Origin of the sequence: Amycolatopsis coloradensis (assembly GCF_001953865.1) — a bacterium.
In the GTDB taxonomy this organism is placed as follows: Bacteria; Actinomycetota; Actinomycetes; order Mycobacteriales; family Pseudonocardiaceae; genus Amycolatopsis; species Amycolatopsis coloradensis.
This window is the reverse complement of record NZ_MQUQ01000004.1, coordinates 379,069-400,802: the sequence shown is the minus strand read 5'-3', so window position 1 is coordinate 400,802 and position 21,734 is coordinate 379,069. Positions and strand designations below refer to the sequence as shown.

Genomic DNA, 21,734 nt, shown 5'->3' with positions numbered 1-21,734 from the left:
TCCGCCCTAGCGTGGTGGGAACAAAGGAAAATCGGCGAAGGGGCAGGCGATGGCAGCGCGACCAGCCGGAGGGTTCGCCGGTGTCCCGGCCGCGCCCGAATTCGATCTGACCACGACCGCGAGCGCGTTCGCCCCGCTCGGCGGGGTTTCCTTCCCGGTGGCACAGGACCGGTGGGAGCGCCTCGTCACGATGGGCCAGATCCCGGCGCCCGCCGATGCCGTATGGGACGCGCTGACCGATCCACGGCATTTGCGAGAATGGCTCGCTGTTGCGCACGGCGGCTGGGCGAAGGCCGGTACCGAGTCCACTTTGGACTTCGAGGACGGCGAGTTCTTCTACTGCTCCACCGCGCGCGCGGTCGCGCCGACGTCGTCGAGGCCCGGGACCCTGGAGTACCTGTGGCGCTGGGTCGGGGTGGGCCCGGCGACGTCGGTCACCTGGACCCTCACCCCCGGCGCCGACGGCACCACGGTGACGGTGGTGGAAGAGGCGACCAACCCGCCGTCGGACTGGCGGTCCTGGAACGGGATGGGCTGGCCCGGCATCGTGGACCAGCTGGCCGGCTATCTGCGCACCGGGACGAACACCCGGTGGCCGTGGCGCCGGATGGGGCCGTACCTGCAGATCCCGCTGCCCGCCATGCCGTTCCAGGCGTGGGAGGCGCTGACCAGCCCCGGCGCGGTGAAGCACTGGATGCAGCGGACGTCGGGCTCCCTCGCCGTCGACGACCCGATGACGTTGATGATGGGGGACGCCAGCGGAGCGGTGGAACTGCGGGTGACGAAGGCGGTGGACACCGCACAGGAATTCCCTTCCTACATGCCCTACCTGGAGTTCGAACTGCGACGGCCGTCGTGGAGGTCGGCGCTCGGCGGCCGGATGTGGATCGAACCGACCGGGCTCGGGCAGAGCCTGCTGCAGGTGTTCCACTACGACTGGGAACGCCTGGACATCCAGAACCCGGTGACCGAACGGAAGCTGCTCACCGCGTTCTGGATCAACGCGGCGGCCAGGGCGCAGATGCTGTTCGCCCCACAGGGGCCGCCTGCCGGACCGCACGGCTGGTCCTCCGGCGGCGGCAGCGCGAACGGACAGGCCGCCACCACCGAGCTGGACTTCCCCGCCGCCATGGGTTTCGCGGAGAAGGTGATGAACGACCTTGGAGGCGCCATGGCCTCGGTGCTGGCGGCGCTGGGCGTCCGGCTCGGCCTGTTCGGCGCACTCGCCGGTGGTCCGGCGACGGCGAAGGAACTCGCCGGGCGGGCCGAACTGGCCGAACGGTACGTGCGCGAGTGGCTGTGGGGTCTGCACAGCGCCGGGTACTTGGAATTCGATCCCGGCAGCGAGCGGTTCACGCTGCCTCCCGAACGGGCCGCCGTGCTCGCCGACGAACGGTCACCGCTGTGCCTCGCCCCGGCATACGGTCTCGTGCCGCCGCTGGCCGGAATGCTCGACGAAGTGGCCGAGGCGTTCCGGACCGGACAGGGCATCCCGCACGAGGAGTACCCGGACGGTCTCTACCGGGCGATGGAACGGATGAGCGCGAGCTGGCTCGACACCATGCTGGTCGAACAGTGGCTGCCCGCCGTCCCCGGCCTCACCGAGGCACTGGAACGGGGCGGCAAGGCGGCCGACGTGGGCAGCGGCAGCGGGCGTGCCGTGCTCGCCATGGCACAGCGGTTCCCCGGCAGCGAGTTTACCGGGTACGATCTCCACAAGCCCAATGTGGACAGAGCGGCCGCGGCCGCGGCGGACGCGGGCCTGAACGGGCGGGTGCGGTTCGAGGCCACCGACGCGACGACCGGGCTGGCCGGACCGCTGGACCTGGTCACGATGTTCGACGTCCTGCACGACGCGCCCGACCCGCCCGCGCTGCTGGCGGCCGCGCACCGCGCGCTCGAGCCCTCGGGTGGTGTGCTGCTGGTGCTGGAGAGCAACGCGGCCGCCGACGCGCAGGACAACCGCGGCGCACCCGGGACCATCCTGTACGCCACCAGCACGCTCTACTGCGTGCCGTCCGCGCTGGCCGACGGCGGGCCCGCGCTGGGCACCCTCGGCCTGCCGTTCGCGGAGCTGGCCGAACTGGCCGGCCGGGCCGGGTTCGCCAGCACCGAGGAAATCCCGTTGCGGAGCCCGATGAACGCGCTGTACCTGCTTCGTCCCTAGGAGGCCGCTGTGCCGGACATCCCTGTATCCCGCTGGAGGCTGTTCACCAGATTCGTCACCATCGTCGCCGTGCTGCTCGGCTCCGGAATCGTCGTGCTGCTCCTGATGCTGGGCGGGTTCGTGACGGGTGGCCCGAAGCGGGCGAAACGGATGGCTTACCGGGGTTTCGTACGGACCCTTCAGATACTCGGGCCGACCTTCGTGAAGTTCGGGCAGACCTCCAGCACCCGCCGCGACACCATGCCGGCCGCGCTCTGCGACGAACTCGGCACCCTGCACGACTCCGTGCGGCCGATGTCCCGGCGCAAGGCGGTCCGTGCTCTCCGGGAGGCGGACATCGAGGGACTGGAAGTGGCGCCGGACCCCAGCGCCAGCGGGAGCATCGCCTGTGTCTACCGGGGTGAGCTGGCCGACGGACGGGTGGTCGCGGTGAAGCTCAAGCGGCCCGGTATCGAGGGCCGCATGCGCGCCGACCTGGCCCTGATCCGGTCGATGGTGCGCCGGATGGAGAAGCTGCCGAAGATGCGCGGGATGCCGATGGCCGACCTCGTCGGGTACATCAGCACCGCCATCCTCGGGCAGCTCGACTTCGCCCGCGAGGCCCGCAACATCGCCCGGCTGCGGCGGTGCCTGTCCGAGATCCCGCAGATCCGGGTGCCCGCGGTGTACCCGGAACTGTCCACAGCGGACTGCCTGCTGTTCGAATATCTGCCACAGCTCGACACCGCGACGCCGGAAGCGCTACCGACCGACGTCCGCGCGACACTCGCGAAGCGGACACTCGAAGCGGCCAACCGGATGATGTTCGCCGAGGGGTTCGTCCATTGCGACCTGCATCCCGGCAACGTCTACCTCACCCGCGACCAGCGCGTGGTGATCCTCGACGCCGGGTACTGCGTGCAGCTGCCGGAGCGGGTGCGCGAGCTGATCGGCGAGTTCTTCGCCTGCCTCGCCCTCGGCGACGGCGAGCGCTGCGGCGAGATCGTGCTGGAGAGCGCGGTCGATTCGGGCGGGGTGGATCGTGCGGCGTTCGTCGCGGAGATGGCGGTGATCGTGGCCGAGCACGCGGGGCCGGGCGTGGAGTTCGACATGAAGGTGTTCGGGGACAGGGTGTTCCAGCTACAGCAGAAACACGGGATCTACGCCGCGTCGGACTTCGCGTTTCCGCTGATGTCGCTGACGGTGCTGGACGGGACCATCCGGCGACTTTCGGAGGATGCGGACTTCCAGCAGGTCGGCGTCGCCCGGGGTGGTCGTGAGTGGCGTTAGGCAAGTTCGTCAGGCCTTCCGGACGCGCCTCAGCCTCGCGCGTGTGTGCCGGTCCAGGACGTCGCGAAAGCCACTTTCGCGACGTCTGATGTCCCGAAAGTGGCTTTCGCGACACCTCTTCAGAAGAGGGCGCGCATCGCTCGCGGTCGCGTGATTAGACGGCGAACTCGCGTGTTTGGATGGCGATCACGTGTGATCAGACGGCGATCACGGGTGATTGAATGGCGATCACGGGTGATCGTCGTCTGATCACGCGGGTTCGACGGACTGGCGGTGCCGGAAGACATCGGCGGCGAAGCGGTGGAACCGGCCGCGAGGGAAAGCAGAGCGCCCGCGCCCGCAAGGAAACTCCGTCGTCCCCATTCGGCCATTGTTCCTCCAGTGCGGATCAGGCCATCGCGGCGAGGTACTCCTCGGGCACCAGTCCGACCTGCTCCATGAGATGCAGCTCGTCGGTGACACCCCAGTGCTCGACGAGCTTGCCGTCCTGGACGCGCGCGACGCCGAAGACCGAGCAGCTCACCTTGTTGCCGGTGGCCTCCTTGCCCATGTAGCTGCCGGTGTGCGTGCCGGTCGCGGTCATCCTGGTGGCGACGCGGTCGCCGTCGGCGAGGATGTCCTCGATGGTGAACCGCAAATCGGGGAACGCCCGCATGAAGTCGGACACGATGGTCAGCACGGACTCGAAACCGTGGCTGCCCATCCGGGTGTGGTGGACCATGTCGGGCGACCAGAACTCCGCCATGCCTTCCAGGTCCCCGCTGTTCCACGTCGCTATGTAGCGCTGGACCAGATCCTTGTTCTCCTCAGTCGACATCGCGAGTCGCCTTCCTTGTGCCGGACGGCACCTGCCCGCGGGAGCGAGCGGTGAGGGTCATTTCCTGCCACTCGAAATGCTGTCCCCTCCAAGGAAGAACTACTTCTTCAGCCTTGCCAGCCCGCTTAAAGCAACACTGAAGAAGTAGACAAAACCCGGTACGGGGCAGACTCGCCACCAGCGATCACCGAGAGGTCGACGAAGGAGCGGGTCATGTCGGTGGAGAAGCAGCAGCGCAGCCAGAGCGAGAAATGGACAGACCTGACCAAGGAAGAACTCGACCAGACCATCGGCGAGTTCACCGTCGAGGAGAACGGCGCACAGGCGGCCGGGCTCACCGAGGAGCAGATCGCCGAGACCCGGGCCGCGATCAAGAAGCTGGTCGCCGACGCCACCACGATCAGCGACAAGTACATCAAGATCAAGGGGCTGGCGAAGAGTTCGGGCAAGCCCGTGGCGGAATTGATCGACCAAGCCGAGGTCGACGCCGACCGGGCGCTGCTGAACCACCTCGTCGGCGAGGAGTACCGGCTGGTGGCTCCGCACGGTGAGATCGTCGGCAAGCAGCGTTGTATCGATCGGATGATGTCCGGTGCGATCCGCCCGCAGGCGCTGGGCCGCGACGGCTTCGAGACCACCGAGGACGTGCTCCAGGTCCACGGCAACACGGCCGTGTACACCGGCACGTTCAGTATGCAGGGTAAATGGCTCACAGAGGACGAGGGCACCGGCCAGATCACCGAGAAGCCGCGCGAGTTCACCTATCGGACGATCCACACCTACACGTTCCGTGATGGCCGCTGGCAGCTGACCGCGTCGCAGATGACCGACGCGCCCAAGCCGAAGGTGCGGTTCGCCACCGGTCCGGGTACCGACCGTCCCGCGGATTGGCGCCCGGAAGACTGAATCGGTTCAACCGCAAGCCGGAAGAAGTTCCGCGTACCCCCCGCCGCCGGACAATGATCAGTTGACCGGCAAAAGGAGGAAACCCATGTCCGCACCGGAACCGCGGCTTTCCGAAAAGCAACTCGAAGAGACCATCGGCCAGTTCACGGTGGACGAGTCCAGCGCACGGTCCTGTGGGCTGGACAGTGCCGAGATCGAGCGGATCCAGCAGGGTGTGCGGGCGGTGGCCGCCGAATCGGCGCAGATCACCGCCAAGTACAACGAGATCGCCGGGCGCACCGGGGCGGAACCGGTGAAAGCCCTTGGCGCTGAAGAGGTCGAGGCCGATCGGTCGCGGCTGGAAGCGCTGATGACCGAGGACTACAGTTTCGTGACCCCGTTCGGCCACAACGAGAACCGGGAGCGGAGCATCTCCGTGATCCTTTCCGGGCTCGTGCACTTCGATTCGTTCGGCCACGACGGTTTCGAGACGACCGAGGAGTCACTGCACATCCACGGTCCCGGCGCCGCGGTGCTCACCAGCACGGTGAAGATGAGCGGCTCCGGTGAGACCAAGAACCTCCGTACCGGTGAAGTCCACGAGGCGGATTTCACCGGCACGTACCGCACCACGCACACCTACGTGTTCGAGGATTCGCACTGGCGACTCGAAGCTTCGCAGATGACGGAAATCCCTTCCGGCGGTGAAGAGGCCGTGGTGGCGCATTCGTAGTCAAGCGCCCAGAACAGGATGAGGCATCGATGAGATACGCGCTGCTTGGCCGGAGCGGGCTTCGGGTGTCGGGGCTGTGCCTCGGCACGATGACCTTCGACGCGGCGGGCCGCGGCTGGTGTGTGTCCAAAGAGGATGGACACCGGATCTTCGACGCCTTCCTGGAGGCCGGCGGCAATTTCATCGACACGCACACCTACGGGCCGACCGAGGACTATCTCGGCGAGTATCTCGAAGGCGACCGGGACCGGGTGGTGCTGGCGACCAAGTTCGGCGGCACCCTCGCCCCGGACGACGTCAACGCCTCGGGCGGGCACCGGAAGAGCATGCTGCGTTCGGTGGAGAACAGCCTGCGCCGGCTGAAGACCGACTACGTGGACCTGTTGTGGCTGCACGCCTGGGACGCGCTGACCCCGGTCGACGAGCTGATGCGGGGGCTGGATGACCTGGTGCGCGCCGGGAAGGTGCTCCACGTCGGCGTGGCCAACGCGCCGGCGTGGGCGGTGGCCAGGGCCAGCACGCTCGCGGAACTGCGCGGCTGGACACCGTTCTGCGCGTTGCAGGTCGAGTACAGCCTGGTGGAACGGGACGTCGACCGCGAGTTCGTCCCGATGGCGAAGGAACTCGACCTCGCGATCGCCGCCTGGACCCCGCTGGCCAGCGGCTGGCTGACCGGCAAGTACCTCCCGAGCCGCGACGACTCCGCCGCGGGAAGGCCCCGGCGGCTCGACGATCCGGTGATGAGCCGGTTCCTGCCGAGGAACGAACGGACCGTGGCGATCGCCGAGGAGGTGTGCGCGATCGCGGGCGAGATCGGCTGCCTGCCCGCGCACGTCGCGCTCAACTGGCTCCGCCGCCGCGGCACCATCCCCATCTTCGGCGCCACTTCGGTGGAGCAGGTCAAGGAGAACGCCGCCTGTTTCGACTTCGAGCTATCCGCCGACCAAGTCGACCGGTTGAGCGCGGTGAGCCGGATCAAACTCGGTTTCCCGCACGACTTCCTGCGCAGCGGCATGGTGCGACGACTGATGTACGGCGATCACGGCGACCTCATCGACAGTGGCCGCGGCTAGCCGGGCGGGGCGAAGATGAACACGCCGCGGTGGTGGTCCGAGGTCGTCGACGGGGTCACGGAATTCCAGCGGGAGCATCCCGGGAACCTGCCCGGCGCGGTGTTCGCCGCCGAGACCCGCGCGGACGGGCCGCTGGTCGCCGCCGTCGGCGACGGCTGGTCCGCCGGTTCGATCTGCAACATCGGCTCGATGACCAAGACGTTCACCGCCACCGCGGTGCTGCTCGCGCTCGCCGAGGCGGACCGGCTCGACGTCGAATCGCCGGTCGCCGAGTTCCCCGGGATGGAGATCTACCGCGGTGACCCGGTGAAGCGCCGGATCAGGGTGCGGCACCTGTTGCAGCACACCACCGGGATGCCGGTCTTCCTCGCCACCGAAGAAGCACCACCCGTTCTGTCCGGCGCGGAACTGGTCGGGCCGACGGTGCCGTGGATCGGTTCACCCGGGTACACCAACGAGCCGATCCCGGTGGAGGGCCGTTTCGTGCCGTCCCGCCTGCTGAACCTGGACCAGGTCAGCGAGCACATCATGCGGACCTACCCGCTCCGGCACGAGCCCGGCGCCGACTACACCTACAGCTCGGCGAACTACGTGGTCGCGGGCAGGCTGGTGGAACGGCTGACCGGCAAGTCGCCGAACGTCTTCCTGGCCGAGAAACTGTTCCGGCCGTTGGGAATGCGGGATTCGTTCTTCGTCGCGCAGCCCACCGGTGACACGCGGATCGACGAGGACGTGACCGCGGAGCAACGGGCGCGCATCGCCGGAGTCTCGCTGATCACCCGGGACGGAAAGTGGCCACCGGAGGTCGCGCCCGGCCCGGACGGCGGATGGGACATCCTGCGGCGGAACTGGCGCTTCGTGTATCCCGACGGCGGGATGTACACCACCGCGGCCGATCTGCTCACGTTCCTGCGCGCGGTGCGCGACGACGGGGTGCACGAGGGCGAGCAGGTATTGCCGCCCGAGGTGGTGAAGCTGATGGTGACCGACCACGGTTTCGGCCACACCATGGCGTTCGGCTACCGGCGGAGCACCACACCGTACGGCCAGGGGCCGGGCACGCTCGACCACCTCGGCAACATCATGACCTACTTCTGGTGCGATCCGCGCGACGGCGACCCGCTGCACGGGGTGTTCCTGAGCCAGCGGCTCGCCAACGCCATCGTGAACAACAACATGGTCGACGGGATGCGGGCGATCTTCCGCGGTTTCGTCCCGTTGGTGAGCAAGGGCGCGCGATGACCGCGCCCTGCCTGCACGAGGTGGTGAGCCGGCAGGCCGGTCGCACACCGGACGCGACGGCGATCGACGGCGTGGGGACCCTGACCTACCGCGAACTCGACCGGCGCGCGAACGCGGTGGCCCAGCTGCTGCAGGCCAGGGGGATCGGCAGGGGATCGCTGGTCGCGGTCTGCCTGCCGAGATCCGGTGACCTGGTGGTCGCGATGCTGGGGGTGCTGAAGGCGGGCGCGGCGTACCTGCCGATCGATCCCGCGCTGCCGCCCACCCGGATCGCGTTCCTGTGCGCCGACGCGGCCGTCTCGCTGGCGCTCACCTCGCGGCGATGGTCGGACAGACTGCCCGGTGATCCGCTGTGCCTGGACGGACTGTCCGAAAAGGACGATCCGCCGGACCCGGGAACCACGCCCTCGGCTCCGGCGTGCGTGATGTACACCTCCGGGTCGACGGGGCGGCCGCTGGGCAGCGTGATCCCGCACCGCGCGGTGCTCCGGCTGGTGCGCGGGAACGGGTTCGTCCCGATCACCGCGACCGATCGGGTGGCCCACGCGTCGAACATCTGCTTCGACGCGTCGACCTTCGAGATCTGGGGCGCCCTCGCCGCCGGAGCCTGCCTCGTCGTCTTTCCCGACGAACTGGTGCTGGACCCGCGAAGTTTCGCCGCCGAACTGCGCAGCCGGCGAATATCTTCGCTGTGGCTGACTTCCGCGTACTTCGACCTGATCGGCGCGACCGTGCCGGACGCCTTCGCCACCGTGGATCAGCTGCTCGTCGGTGGGGACACCGTGCATGCCTCGACGGTGCGCGCGGTCCTCGCGGCCGGTCGTCCCGGCCGCCTGCTCAACGCGTACGGGCCGACCGAGAACACCGTCTTCTCCGCGTGGTACGAGGTGCGTGACGTCCCGCCGCACGCGGTCACCGTGCCGATCGGCTTTCCCGTGCCCGGCACCGAGATCCAGCTACTCGACGACCGCCTGCGGCCGGTGGGCCCGGACGAGGTCGGCGAGCTGTACCTCGGCGGGGAGGGCCTCGCGCTCGGATACCACCGGCGGCCGGACGCGACCGCCGCCCGGTTCGTCGCGGTGGCGGGCGCCCGGCTGTTCCGGACCGGTGACCTCGGCCGGTACCGCCAGGACGGCGCGCTCGACCATCTCGGCCGCCGTGATCGGCAGGTGAAGTTGCGGGGGTTTCGGGTCGAACCCGCCGAGGTCGAGGCCGCGTTGACCGCACGGCCCGGGGTGGCCCAGGCCGTGGTGGTGGCCCGTCGCGAACCCGCCCGTCTCGATGCCTGGGTGGTGCCCGAACGCGCGACCGGCGAAGGCGTGGTGGGGCAGTGGCGACGGCTGTACGACGAGGTGACCTACCGGGGGATCGACGGCGGCGATCCGCGGTTCAACATCACGGGCTGGGTCAGCAGCTACACCGGTGAGCCGTTGCCGGAGGCGGAGATGCGTGAGCAGGTGGAGCAGACGGTCGCGCGGCTACGGGAGCTGCGCCCTCGGCGAGTGCTGGAGATCGGGTGTGGAACGGGTCTGCTGCTGTTACCTCTGGCCAGTGAGACCGAAACCTACTGGGGCACCGACTTCTCCGCGGTCGCGCTTGCCGGACTCGGCCCGCAGGTCGCGGGGCTGCCGCAGGTCCGGCTGCTGAACCGGCGGGCGGACGACTTCTCCGGGATCGCCGGTGAAACCTTCGACCTGGTGGTGCTGAACTCGGTGGTGCAGCACTTTCCCAGTGTCCACTACCTGCTTCGGGTCTTACGCAAAGCCGTCCGGGTGCTCCGGCCCGGCGGCGCGATCTTCCTCGGCGATCTGCGCAGCCTCCCGTTGCTGGAGGAGTTCCATCGCTCGGCCGGCTCGCGACGCGGACGGCAGGCGGTCGCCGAAGGGGTCCGGCAGGAGCCGGAGCTGGTCCTCGACCCGGACCTCTTTCCCGCGCTGGCACAGTGGTTCCCGGAGATCGGGGACGCGCGTGTCCAGCTCCGGCGGGGGTGGGCCGACAACGAGCTGACCCACTTCCGGTACGACGTGGTGCTCAGGATCGGGGACCAGGCCGGTACCGGCGAGCCGGAGTGGCTCGACTGGCCGTTGGACGGGGAACCGGCGGATGTCCTGCGGGGGCTGGTCCCGCCGTTCGGTGTCCGTGGCGTGCCGAACGCGCGGCTGGCCGGCTCCGGTGTGCACCCGGAGGAGTTCTGGCGGCTGGCCGAACGGCTCGGGCTCGCCGCGGAGATCGGCTGGTCCGCCGATCCCCATGCGTTCGACGCCGTGTTCCACCACCCGGGGACACCGGCTCCGGCGAGTCCACAAAGGACTTCGGCGCGCCGGCCCGCCGACTACGCCACCGACCCGATCTTCGCCGAGCAAGCGCGGACCCTCGGCCCTCGGCTGCGTCGCGAACTCGCGGCGAGCCTCCCGGACCACCTGGTGCCGTCGGTGATCACCGTCCTGCCCCGGTTGCCGTTGACATCCAACGGAAAGGTGGATCTCGACGCGCTGCCGGAACCCGCGCTCGGGGCGCCGACGCTCCAGCCCGCGAGGTCCGTCACCGAACGCGCGGTCGCCGAGATCTGGGCCAGGGTGCTCGGAGTGCCCGAGGTGAGCGTGGCGGACAACTTCTTCGACATCGGGGGAAACTCGCTCAAAGCCGCCCAAGTGATCGAAGAACTGCGACGGACCTTCGACCCGCGGCTGCCGCTCGTGCGGCTCTTCGACCTGCCGACCGTGCGGGCGTTTTCGGCCGCCCTCGACGATCGCGGGTGCACACCCGGCTTCAGCGGGGAAAGGAACCGTGGGCGGCTTCGCCGGGCGCGCCGACGGGTCGGTGAGCCGGGATGACCGGCGCCGACCTCGCCGTCGTGGGGATGGCCTGCCGGTTCCCCGGCGCGCGTGACCTCGGCGAATACTGGCGGAACCTGCGTTCCGGGGTGGAGTCGATCTCCTTCTTCGAGGAGGAGGACTTGCGGCGGAACGGGGTCGAGCAGGCACTGCTGGACCGTCCCGACTACGTCCGCGCCGCACCGGTACTCGACGACCCGTCCCTGTTCGACGCCGAGTTCTTCGGATACTCGCCGAACGAGGCCGCGATGATCGATCCCCAGCAGCGGATCTTCCTGGAATGCGCGTGGTCGGCGCTGGAGCACGCCGGGCAGGACCCCGGCACGCAGCCGGGGCCGGTCGGCGTCTACGGCGGTGCGGCGATCAACACCTACCTGCTGTTCAGCGGGCTCCTGTCGCGGTTCACCGGAGAGTACGTGCGGACCCTCACCGCCAGCGACAAGGATTTCCTCAGCACCAGGGTGTCCTACAAACTCGACCTCACCGGTCCGAGCCTGACCGTGCAGACCGCCTGCTCCACCTCGCTGGTCGCGGTGCACCTCGCCGCGCAAAGCCTGCACCACGGCGAATGCGACCTCGCGCTGGCCGGTGGGGTCTCGGTCCGGATCCCGCACCGGGCCGGGTATCGCCACGAACGCGGCGGGATCCTCAGCGGTGACGGGCACTGCCGCCCGTTCGACGCGGACGCGGACGGCACGATCTTCGGCAGCGGTGCCGGTGTCGTGGTGCTCAAACGGCTGGCCGAGGCGGTGGCGGACGGAGACACCGTGCACGCGGTGCTCAAGGGCTCCGCAGTGAACAACGACGGCGCGGAGAAGGTCAGCTACGCCGCGCCGAGTGTGCACCGGCAAGCGGCGGCGGTGGTGGAGGCGCTCGCCGACGCGGACGTCGACCCGTCGACCATCGGCTACGTGGAGGCACACGGCACCGGTACCAGGGTCGGCGATCCGATCGAGGTCGAGGCGCTCACCCGCGCGTATCGGGAATGGACCGGCGATCGCGAATACTGCCTGCTCGGCTCGGTCAAAGGGAATCTGGGTCATCTCGACGCCGCTGCCGGGGTGGCCGGGCTGATCAAGACCGTGCTCGCGCTGCGGGAAGCGGAGATCCCGGCGAGCTTGCACTACACCCGCGCCAACCCCGACATCGACTTCGCCGATACCCCGTTCTCGGTGTGCCACGCGCTCACCCCCTGGCGGGGGAGTGGGCCACGACGGGCCGCGGTGAACGCGCTCGGCGTCGGCGGCACGAACGCACACCTCGTCCTCGAACAGGCGCCGGAACCACAGCCGTCCGGACCGTCGCGGCCGTGGCAACTCCTGGTGCTGTCGGCGAAAACGCCGTCCGCGCTGAACGCCGCGACCGCCGCGCTGGCCGCGGATCTCGCCGACCGGCCGGACGCCGGACTGGCCGACGCGGCGCACACCCTCCGAATCGGCAGGCGGCCGTTCCGGCATCGCCGGGTGGTGGTGTGCACGGGCTCGGCGGACGCGGTGTCCGGCCTGCGCACACCGGACGCCGGCCGCGCCTGGACCGGCGACTGCCCGGACGGCACCGCGAATCCGGTGTTCCTGATCCCGGGCCAGGGCGCGCAGCGACTTCGGATGGGTGCCGTGTTGTCCGCGTCGGAGCCGGTCTTCCGGGCCGCGTTCGATCGGTGCGCGGGGCTCTTCGCGGCGGAACTCGGCGCGGATCTGCGGGAGATCATCGGTGACGAACGGCTGGCCAGTACCGGCTACATCCAGCCCGCCCTGTTCAGCGTTTCGTACGCGCTCGCCGAACTGTGGCGGTCCTGGGGGGTGCGGCCCGCCGCGTTGCTGGGGCACAGCATCGGGGAACTCACCGCCGCCTGCCTCGCCGGGGTGTTCACGCTGGCGGACGCCGTGGCGGTGGTCGCGACACGCGGACGGCTGACGCAGGGACTGCCCGAGGGCGCGATGATCGAGGTCGGCCTCACGGAAGCGGACTGCCAGTCCTATGTGGACGACGACATCTCGGTGGCCGGGATCACCGGCCCCACCAGGTGCGTACTGGCCGGGCCACCGGCCGCGATCCGGGAACTCGGCGCCCGGCTGAAGGTGCCCGTGCATCCCCTCGGCGTCTCGCGCGCGTTCCACTCCGCGATGGTGGAACCGGCGGTCGCGCCGTTGCTGGAGAAGCTGTCCACCTGCACGCTGCGGCCGCCGGAAATCCCGTTGGTGTCCGGCGTGAGCGGCACCTGGATCACCACCGGCGAAGCGACTTCGCCGGAATACTGGGCCGCACAGCTGCGACGGCCGGTCCGGCTCCGTGACGGGTTCCGGACGCTGGGCGTACTGAATCGCCCGGTGCTGCTCGAAGTCGGCCCTGGACGCACTTTGTGCGGTTTGGCACACCGTCAGGCCACGACCTTCACCGCTGTGCCGTCACTCGCCGGCGAGCCGGAGCAGGCGGGAATGCTCGCCGCGCTCGGCAGGCTGTGGCTGTCCGGAGTCCCGGTGGACTGGCGGGCGCTGGCCGGGGACGAACAGCGACGCCGGGTGCCGCTGCCGGGGTATCCGTTCGAGCGACGGCGGCACTGGTACGAGCCGGACGGCTCGACGGCACCCGCGCCGGTCCCGCCGCCTCCGGAGGAAACGCGCGAAGAGAAGGCCTGCACCGAGCAGGCGCGTACTCCCACCGAGGCCGCGGTGATCGGCGTCTGGCAGGCCGTACTCGGCGTGCGGGACATCGGTGTGCGGGACAACTTCTACGACCTCGGCGGACATTCGGTGCTGATCCCGGACGTGGTGGCTCGGCTCGGCGCGACCTTCCAGCTCGACCTGCCGGTGCTGAGCCTGGTCGAGGCGCCGACGGTGGCGGAGCTGGCCGAGCGCATCGAGGACGTCTTCCGGATCCGGAGCGAGCTGGCGCGATCATGGAGGTAGGGATGAACAGTCCGGAGTGGTGGACGCGGGCCGTCGAGCGGGTGGCCGAGACGCGGCGCGCGGATCCGGGGAACCTGCCGGGCGCGGTGATGGGGGTCGAGACACTGGCGGACGGCCCGCTGATCGCCGCGATCGGCGACGGCTGGTCCGAGCGGACCATCTGCGAGATCGGCACCATGAGCAAGGCGTTCACCGCGACCGCCGTGCTGCTCGCGCTGGAGGAGGTGGGCCTGCTCGACGTGGAGGCCGAGGTGTGGCGGCTGCCGGGGATGGGTGCCTTCGGCTCTTCGCCGTCGAAGCGGAAGATCCGGGTCCGGCACCTGCTTCAGCACACTTCGGGGCTGCCGACGATCCAGCACTACACCGCAGGCCCGGCGACCCCGTGCAACGACCCCGGCGGGCCGCCGCCGTCGTTCGCCGACACCGACGCCCGCCTCGGGCCGACCTCGGAATGGACCTGCTATCCGGGTGGTACCAACGAATACCTTTTTGTCGACGGGCGGCCGAGGCCGTCCCGCACGCTGACCGTGGAGCAGGTGAGCGGTGCGCTCATGGAGTACTACGAGCCGGTGAAGGAACCTGGCGCGGAGTACTTCTACAGCCCGATCAACCACGTGATCGCGGCGCGGATCGCCGAGACGCTGACCGGCATGTCGATCAACGTCTACCTGAAACGGCGGTTGTTCGAACCGCTCGGGATGACCGACTCGTTCTTCGTCGCGCAGCCGACCGGGGACGCGGAACTCGACGCGTGGATCGGCGAGGGGGTCACCGAAGAACAGCGCGCACGGATCGCCGACATCACCATGATCACCCGCGACGGCGCTCTGCCGCCCGAAGTCGCGCCCGGCCCGGACGGGGTCTGGGACAAGTTCCGCCGGGGCTGGCGGTTCGTCTTCCCGGACGGCGGGATGATGACCACCGTCGGCGACCTGCTCGCGTTCCTGCGGGTGTTGCGTGACGGCGGTCGCGCCGGAGAGCGGCGGATCCTGTCGCCGGAGATCGTGAAGCTGCTCGTCGACGACCACGGTTTCGGGCACACCATGGGCTTCGGCTACCGCTCCGCGAACACCCCGTACGGGCAGGGTTCCGGCACCCTGGAGCACCTCGGCAGCAAGATGACCTACTGCTGGCTGGAACTGAACTCGGCCGATCCGCTGCTCGGCGTGTTCTTCAGCCAGCGCCTGCCGAACATCGCCACCACCCCGAACATGGGTGCCGGGCTGAAGGTCATCTTCCGCGTCTTCGTCCCGGCGGTGGGTGACGCCAGGACCGGCAGCCGATGACCCGGCTCGGGCTCACGGAGTTCCCGTACCTGGCCGATCATCGGGTCCAGGGAACACTCGTGCTGCCCGGTGCGGTGTACCTGGACCTGGCGCTGAGCGCGTTCGACACCCCCGTGCCGTCCATTGTGGACGATATCCGGTTCGACCGGGTGTTCGTGGTTCCGGCGGAGGGCACGAAGGTGCTGAACACCACGCTCGGGCCGCCTGTCGACGGCTGGCGGGAGTTCACCGCGACCGGCGACGACGGGGTCCGGTACGCGAGTGGCCGGATCCGTCGCGGCGCGCTTCCCGCCGGTGAATGGGAACCCCCGGACCCCGGGAAAGATTCTCCCGGTGCGGATCTGTACGCCGCCCTGCGGAAGGCCGGGAACGATTACGGCCCCGCGTTCCGGGGGATCGACCGGTTCCGGGTGGGGGAAGGGGTCGCCACCGCCGAACTGCGGATCCCGGTGCCGCTCGACGGGCACGTCCTGCATCCGGTGGTACTCGACACCGCGATGCAACTGCTGGCCGCCTCGGCCAGGCGGACCGTGGTGCTGGCGGGGTGGGATCGGCTGGTCCTGCACCGTTCGCCGGACCGGACGGGCACGGTCCACGTCAGGTTCCGGGAGCGCGGCGATGAACTCGTCGGGGACATGCTGCTGTCCGATTCGGACGGTCGGGTCGTCGCCGAGATCTTCGCCGCGCGTCTGCGATTCCTGGAGCCGTCGCCGCTGAGGATCGCGGTCGCCGCGACGTTCACGGCCGAGCCCGTCGAGGAGACGCTGTCCTTCTGGGCGGATCAGCTCGGTGTCCCGGTGTCCGTCGAATTCGCCGGGTACCAGCAGGTGTTCCAGGAACTTCTCGACCCCGGAAGTCTGCTGTCCGGCAACCGCGACGGCGCGAACGTGCTGCTGATCCGGCCTCAAGACTGGCTTTCCCCCATCGCGCCACTCGTGTCCGAAGTGGACTCGGCAACGCAGGACTCGATACTGGCGGATTCCCTGAGGCACCGGCTACCCGGGATCGGTGATGTCGCGCACCTGGCGCCGTACGAGACCGACTACCTCTATGAGGAGATCTTCACCCGGCAGTCCTATCTACGGCACGGTATCGAGCTGCGCGACGGCGACACCGTCTTCGACGTGGGAGCGAACATCGGGCTGTTCAGCCTGTTTGCACGGAGTCGCTGCCCCGGCGCCGACGTGTACGCCTTCGAACCGAACCCGCCGGCGTTCGAGGCCCTGCGCCGCAACACCACGCTGTACGCCTCCGAGACAAGGATCTTCGACTACGGGATCGCCGCCACCGACGGCGAACTCCCGTTCACGAGCTATTCGCGTTCACCCGCTTTTTCCGGGTTCGCCGCGGACGCCGAACGTGACCACGCCGCGGTGACCGCCGTCGTCGCGAACGTACTCCGGAACGACTCCGCCGAACTCGTGGAGCACCTCACTCGTGACCGGCTGGCCGCCGACGTCCTGCCGAGGCGGGTACGGACGCTGTCCGCGGTGTTCGCCGAGCAAGGCGTCGAACGCGTGGACCTGCTCAAGATCGACGCCGAGGGCAGCGAGGAGGACATCCTGGCCGGGATCGGCGACGAGCAGTGGCCCCGAATCCGCCAAGTGGTACTGGAGGCGCACGATCCCGGCGGCGCGGACCGGATCGCGAGCCTGTTGCGTGACAGGGGTTTCCAGGTCGTCGTGGATCGTGACGACGAACTGTTGCTCGGCACCGGATTCGCCGGTGTCTTCGCGCGCCGGCCGGGCAAGACGCACACCGTCGACCTCGACCGAGTGACCGATGAGTTCATCGAAGCGGTGCGCGGTGCGGACCTGCCTTGCCTGGTAGTACTTTGTCCTCCTTCGGCCAACGCCCGGGGCCCCGTACCGGACCGCGTGGAGCGGCGGCTGGCCGAGGGGCTCGCCGGGCTTCCCGGTGTCGAACTGATCACCACCGGCGAACTGGCGCGGGCCTACCCGGTGGCCGATCCCGACGATCCCGGCGCCGAGAGGCTCGGGCACATTCCCTACCGGCCCGCCTACTTCGCGGCACTGGGCACGATGATCGCGCGCAAACTGTCCGCGCACCGGCCGGTCAAGGCGCTCGCGCTCGACTGTGATCAAACGCTGTGGGCGGGCTACTGCGGCGAGGACGGACCGGACGGAATCCAGCCCAGAGCCGCCGTGCAGGAGTTCGCGCTCGCGCAACACCGGGACGGGGTCCTGCTCTGCCTGTGCAGCAAGAACAACGACGAGGACGTGCGAGCGGTCTTCGACCGGCGGACCGACCTGCCGGTGCGGGACGAGCACATCGTCGCGCGGAGGGTGGGCTGGCAGCCGAAATCGGCGGGGATCACCGGACTCGCCGACGAGCTCGGCCTCGGCACGGACAGCTTCGCCTTCCTGGACGACAATCCGGTCGAGTGTGCGGAGGTGCGCGCGAACCTTCCCGAGGTCTTGACTCTCCAGCTGCCCGCACAGGCCGAGGAGATCCCCGGGTTTCTCGCGCACGTCTGGGCTTTCGACCGGGCACGGCCGACCGAAGAGGACCGGGAACGCCCAGCCAGGTATCTCGCGGAGCGGCGACGGCGTACCGCGCGGGAGCGGGCGCTGACCTTCGAGTCCTTTATGGATAGTCTGGAACTCGTGGTGCGCGTCGACGCGTACGCCGACCGTGATCTGCCCCGGATCGCCCAGCTCACACAGCGCACCAACCAGTTCACCACCACCGCGATCCGCCGCACCGAGGCAGAGCTGCGGGAACTGCTCGGCACGGGCGAGCTGGACTGCCACACCGTCCGGGTCGCGGACCGGTTCGGCGACTACGGACTGGTCGGGGTCGTTCTCGCGGCAGCCGGGCGGGAATCCTTGCGGGTGGACACGTTTCTGCTCAGCTGCCGGGCACTCGGGCGCGGCGTGGAACATCGGATACTGGCCGCGCTGGGGGAGTCCGCGTCGCGCCGGGGGCTCGCCCGGATCGAACTGCCGTTCACCCCGACCGGGCGCAATGAGCCCGCTCGTCGCTTTCTCGAAGAAGTCACCGATGGGCACTTCACCATCGCGGCCGAAACGGCTTCCCGGGTGGAGTTCCAGCCGTCCTCCGTCCCGCCACCGGTCCCGCGGACGCCCCGGACCGTGTCCGGCGGCCTGCCGTCCACCTGGTACCAGCGGGTCGCGACGGAACTGCGGAAGCCCGAGGACATCCTCGCCGCGGTGCGCCGGGCCAACCTGCGGTCGAGACCGTCGCTGCCGAACGCGTTCCGCGGCCCGGACGACGACGTGGAGCGCGAACTCGCCGTGCTGTGGCGGAAGGTGCTCGGGCTGCGCGAGGTCGGGGTGGACGACAATTTCTTCGACCTCGGCGGCAGTTCGGTACTCGGTGTCCGGCTGATGACCGGGCTCGACGAACTGGCGGGCACCGCGCTGCCTCCGACCAGCCTGTTCGAACGGCCGACCATCCGCACGATGGCCGCGCTGCTCCGGCCGGGTGTGCAGGACGCGGAGCCCGTCGGTACCTCAGGTCAGCGCCGGGGCGCGCGCAGGCGCGAGATGCCCCGGCGAGCCCGGAGGCGTCATGGATAACGGCCACGAGATCGCGGTGATCGGCCTCGCCTGCCGGTTCCCCGGTGCCAAGGGCAGCGCGGAATTCTGGGCGAATCTCGAGGCAGGCGTGGAATCGGTCACCGAACTCACCAACCGCGACCTGCGGTCCGCCGGGGTCGGATGGCGCGAGCGGACCCGGCCGGGATACGTCCGCGCGGCGCCGTTGCTCGACGCTTACGACCGGTTCGACGCCGCCTTCTTCGGTTATTCGCCAAGGGAGGCCGCGGCACTCGATCCCCAGCAGCGGGTGTTCCTCGAATGCGCGTGGACCGCGGTGGAGGACGCGGGCTACGCGCCGAGCCGGTTCCCCGGCGCGATCGGGGTTTTCGCCGGTTCGGCCTTGAACACCTATCTGCTGCACAGCGGTGTCGCGGACCGGCTGCGGGACGACTACCTGCTCACCCTGATCGCCAACGACAAGGACTACCTGGCCACCAGGGTGTCGTACAAACTCGGGCTCACCGGGCCGAGCATGTCCGTGCAGACCGCGTGTTCCACCTCGCTGGTGGCCGTGCACCTCGCCTGCCAGAGCCTGCTCACCGGCGAATGCGAACTCGCGCTGGCCGGGGGAGTGTCGGTGAAGGTCCCGCAGCGGGCGGGCTACCGGCACGAAACCGGCGGGGTGCTCTCACCCGACGGGCACTGCCGGGCCTTCGACGCGGACGCCGGCGGCACCCTGTTCGGCAGTGGCGCGGGAGCGGTGGTCCTCAAACCGCTGGCGGACGCGCTGGCCGACGGTGACACCGTACGCGCGGTGATCAAGGGCTCGGCGGTGAACAACGACGGGTTCGCCAAGGTGGACTACACCGCGCCGAGCGTCACCGGACAGGCGGAGGTGATCGCCGAGGCCTTGGCGCACGCCGAAGTCGATCCGTCGACAGTGTCCTATGTGGAGGCTCACGGCACCGGGACCGCGCTGGGCGATCCGATCGAGATCGCCGCGCTGACCGCGGCGTTCCAGCGCGGCACCCGGCGCACCGGCTACTGCGCGATCGGTTCGGTGAAGACGAACCTGGGGCACCTCGACGCGGCCGCCGGGATCGCGGGCCTGATCAAGACGATCCTCTCCCTCGAACACGAAACACTCCCGCCAAGCCTGCACTACCGGCGGCCGAACCCGCGGATCGACTTCGCGGCCACTCCGTTCCATGTCAACGCGGAGCGCACCCGGTGGCTGTCAGCGGAGGGGCCGCGCCGGGCCGGGATCAGCTCGCTCGGGATCGGGGGCACGAACGCGCACCTCGTGGTGGAACAGGCCCCGCCGAGCCCACCGCCACGACCCTCCAGGCCGTACCAGCTGCTGGCTCTCTCGGCCGCGACCCCTTCCGCGCTGGAGACGCTGACCGCGAACCTCGTCACGCGGCTGGACACCGAAATCGAGCTCGCCGATGCCGCGTACACCCTGCAGATCGGCCGCGAACCCGGCGCGTACCGGCGGACCGTCGTCTGCCGTGACCGGGCCGAGGCGGTCACCGCGCTGCGCGAGGCGCCCCGCGTGAGCCGGACACCACCGGAGACCCGGCCGGTCGCGTTCCTGTTCCCCGGCGGTGGGAGCGCGGGCAAGCCGGGTCTCGTCGCCGAGCTGGCCGCCGCCGAACCGCTGTTCCGGGAACGCCTGGAAAGCGGCCTCGCCGAACTCGCCGCGCTGGGCGGGCCCGACCTGTCCGGCGCGCTGCTCGGTGGCGAGCGGATCTCCGACCGGCCGTTGACCCAGCTGCCCGCGCTGTTCCTGGTCGAAGACGCGCTCGCCGGGACATGGCGGTCCTGGGGGGTGCGCCCGGCCGCGATACTGGGGCACAGCCTCGGCGAGCTGACCGCGGCCCATCTCGCGGGGGTACTCGATTTCCCCGACGCGCTCGGAGCGGTGCTGACCAGGGCGAGGCTGGTACAGAGCACCGCGCCCGGCGCGATGCTCAGCGTGGCACTGCCGGAGCCCGAGACCCGCGCGCTCATGGGGGAGCGTCTCGATCTCGCCGCGGTGAACACCCCCGGCATCTGTGTCGTGTCCGGCGCGGCGAAGCTGATCGACGACCTGGAGTCCCGGCTGGCGGCACGTGACGTCACCTCCACCAGGATTCCGCTGAGTACGGCCGGGCACTCCCGGCTGTTCGACCCGATCGTGGCTCCGTACGAACGATATTTCGCCGGGGTGCGGCTGTCCGCGCCGTCGATCCCGTTCTTGTCGAACCTCACCGGCACCTGGATCACCGACGAGCAGGCGACCGACCCGGCGTACTGGGGACGGCAGCTGCGGGGCACCGTGCGGTTCGCGGACTGCGTGACGGCCCTGCTCGACCACCCCGGCCGGGTGTGCCTGGAGGTCGGGCCCGGCCGGACACTGAGCAGCTTCGTCCGGGCGCGGACGGACCGGCCGGCCGTGTCGTCACTGCACCCGGCTTCGGGGCAGCCCGCGCTGCTCGACGCGCTCGGCGGGCTCTGGCGGGCCGGGGTGGAGATCGACTGGGCGGGCTTCGCCGCGCGGGAAGACCGGCGCCGGATACCGCTGCCGACCTATCCGTTCGAGGGCGAACGGCACTGGTACGCCAAACGTGGCCGTCCCCGCCGTCCCCGCGGTTCCGGGCGAACTGTGTCCAGAGGGTCCACTATGGACTTTCCGGGGCCGGGCACCGAGACCGAACGGGTGGTCGCCGCGATCTGGAGGGAGGCGCTCGGCGTGCCGCGGCTGTCCGTGCACGACGACTTCTTCGCACTGGGCGGCAGCTCGCTGCTCGTCGCCGAGGTGATCAAACGGGTCAACGCGCGCTTCCGAACCGAACTCTCGCTGCTCACCCTGATCGAATCCCCCACCGTGGCCGGGCTCGCGGACTGCGTCGACGCGGTACGCGCACAATCGGGTGACCGGGCGCCGGATCGTGTGCCGGGGCGCGCTCCGGCGGCAGAATAGGACAGGCACCACCACCGTCTCCACGAGGAGCCC

At 69.8% G+C, this 21,734-nt stretch carries 12 protein-coding genes; 11 read left to right on the top strand and 1 reads right to left on the bottom strand.

Going from position 1 to position 21,734, the window contains the following annotated elements; translation table 11 throughout:
* Nucleotides 1-49 precede the first annotated feature (49 nt).
* Both BS329_RS41780 and BS329_RS08920 read left to right on the top strand, forming a co-directional pair.
* On the top strand, nt 50-2,167 hold the full coding sequence (locus BS329_RS41780) for an SRPBCC domain-containing protein (protein ID WP_084749490.1): 2,118 nt from the start codon (nt 50-52) through the stop codon (nt 2,165-2,167).
* A 9-nt stretch (nt 2,168-2,176) separates the two neighbouring features.
* Nucleotides 2,177-3,436, top strand: coding sequence for an ABC1 kinase family protein (locus tag BS329_RS08920; RefSeq protein WP_076157848.1), 1,260 nt, complete (start codon nt 2,177-2,179; stop codon nt 3,434-3,436).
* A 388-nt stretch (nt 3,437-3,824) separates the two neighbouring features.
* Here the strand turns inward: BS329_RS08920 and BS329_RS08915 are convergent, their stop codons facing one another.
* Entirely contained in the window at nt 3,825-4,253 is a 429-nt protein-coding gene (locus BS329_RS08915) for an ester cyclase (RefSeq protein WP_076157845.1), read from the bottom strand.
* A 213-nt stretch (nt 4,254-4,466) separates the two neighbouring features.
* On the opposite strand from BS329_RS08915, the gene BS329_RS08910 reads away from it, so the two are divergent.
* The 9 genes from BS329_RS08910 to BS329_RS08870 all read left to right on the top strand — a co-directional run bounded on the left by BS329_RS08910 (nt 4,467) and on the right by BS329_RS08870 (nt 21,701).
* On the top strand, nt 4,467-5,159 hold the full coding sequence (locus BS329_RS08910; protein ID WP_076157842.1) for a nuclear transport factor 2 family protein: 693 nt from the start codon (nt 4,467-4,469) through the stop codon (nt 5,157-5,159).
* A gap of 85 nt (nt 5,160-5,244) precedes the next feature.
* Nucleotides 5,245-5,871 (top strand): nuclear transport factor 2 family protein, encoded by a 627-nt coding sequence (locus BS329_RS08905; RefSeq protein ID WP_076157840.1) that lies wholly within the window; start codon nt 5,245-5,247, stop codon nt 5,869-5,871.
* A gap of 29 nt (nt 5,872-5,900) precedes the next feature.
* Nucleotides 5,901-6,944, top strand: coding sequence for an aldo/keto reductase (locus tag BS329_RS08900; RefSeq protein WP_076157837.1), 1,044 nt, complete (start codon nt 5,901-5,903; stop codon nt 6,942-6,944).
* Nucleotides 6,945-6,959: 15 nt separating this feature from the next.
* Nucleotides 6,960-8,186 (top strand): serine hydrolase domain-containing protein, encoded by a 1,227-nt coding sequence (locus tag BS329_RS08895; RefSeq protein WP_076157835.1) that lies wholly within the window; start codon nt 6,960-6,962, stop codon nt 8,184-8,186.
* Nucleotides 8,183-11,020: an amino acid adenylation domain-containing protein gene (locus BS329_RS08890; protein ID WP_076157832.1), complete on the top strand. Its 2,838-nt coding sequence runs from the start codon at nt 8,183-8,185 to the stop codon at nt 11,018-11,020. The genes BS329_RS08895 and BS329_RS08890 overlap by 4 nt, the downstream gene beginning before the upstream one ends.
* Entirely contained in the window at nt 11,017-13,926 is a 2,910-nt protein-coding gene (locus BS329_RS08885) for a type I polyketide synthase (RefSeq protein WP_076157829.1), read from the top strand. The genes BS329_RS08890 and BS329_RS08885 overlap by 4 nt, the downstream gene beginning before the upstream one ends.
* Nucleotides 13,927-13,928: 2 nt before the next feature.
* Nucleotides 13,929-15,212: a serine hydrolase domain-containing protein gene (locus BS329_RS08880; protein WP_076157827.1), complete on the top strand. Its 1,284-nt coding sequence runs from the start codon at nt 13,929-13,931 to the stop codon at nt 15,210-15,212.
* Nucleotides 15,209-18,775, top strand: a complete 3,567-nt coding sequence (locus tag BS329_RS08875; RefSeq protein WP_076157824.1) for an FkbM family methyltransferase — start codon at nt 15,209-15,211, stop codon at nt 18,773-18,775. Before BS329_RS08880 ends, BS329_RS08875 begins: the two co-directional genes overlap by 4 nt.
* A complete protein-coding gene (locus BS329_RS08870) occupies nt 18,768-21,701 on the top strand; it encodes a type I polyketide synthase (RefSeq protein WP_076157822.1) in 2,934 nt (977 codons plus the stop codon). The genes BS329_RS08875 and BS329_RS08870 overlap by 8 nt, the downstream gene beginning before the upstream one ends.
* The last annotated feature ends 33 nt before the right edge of the window (nt 21,702-21,734 follow it).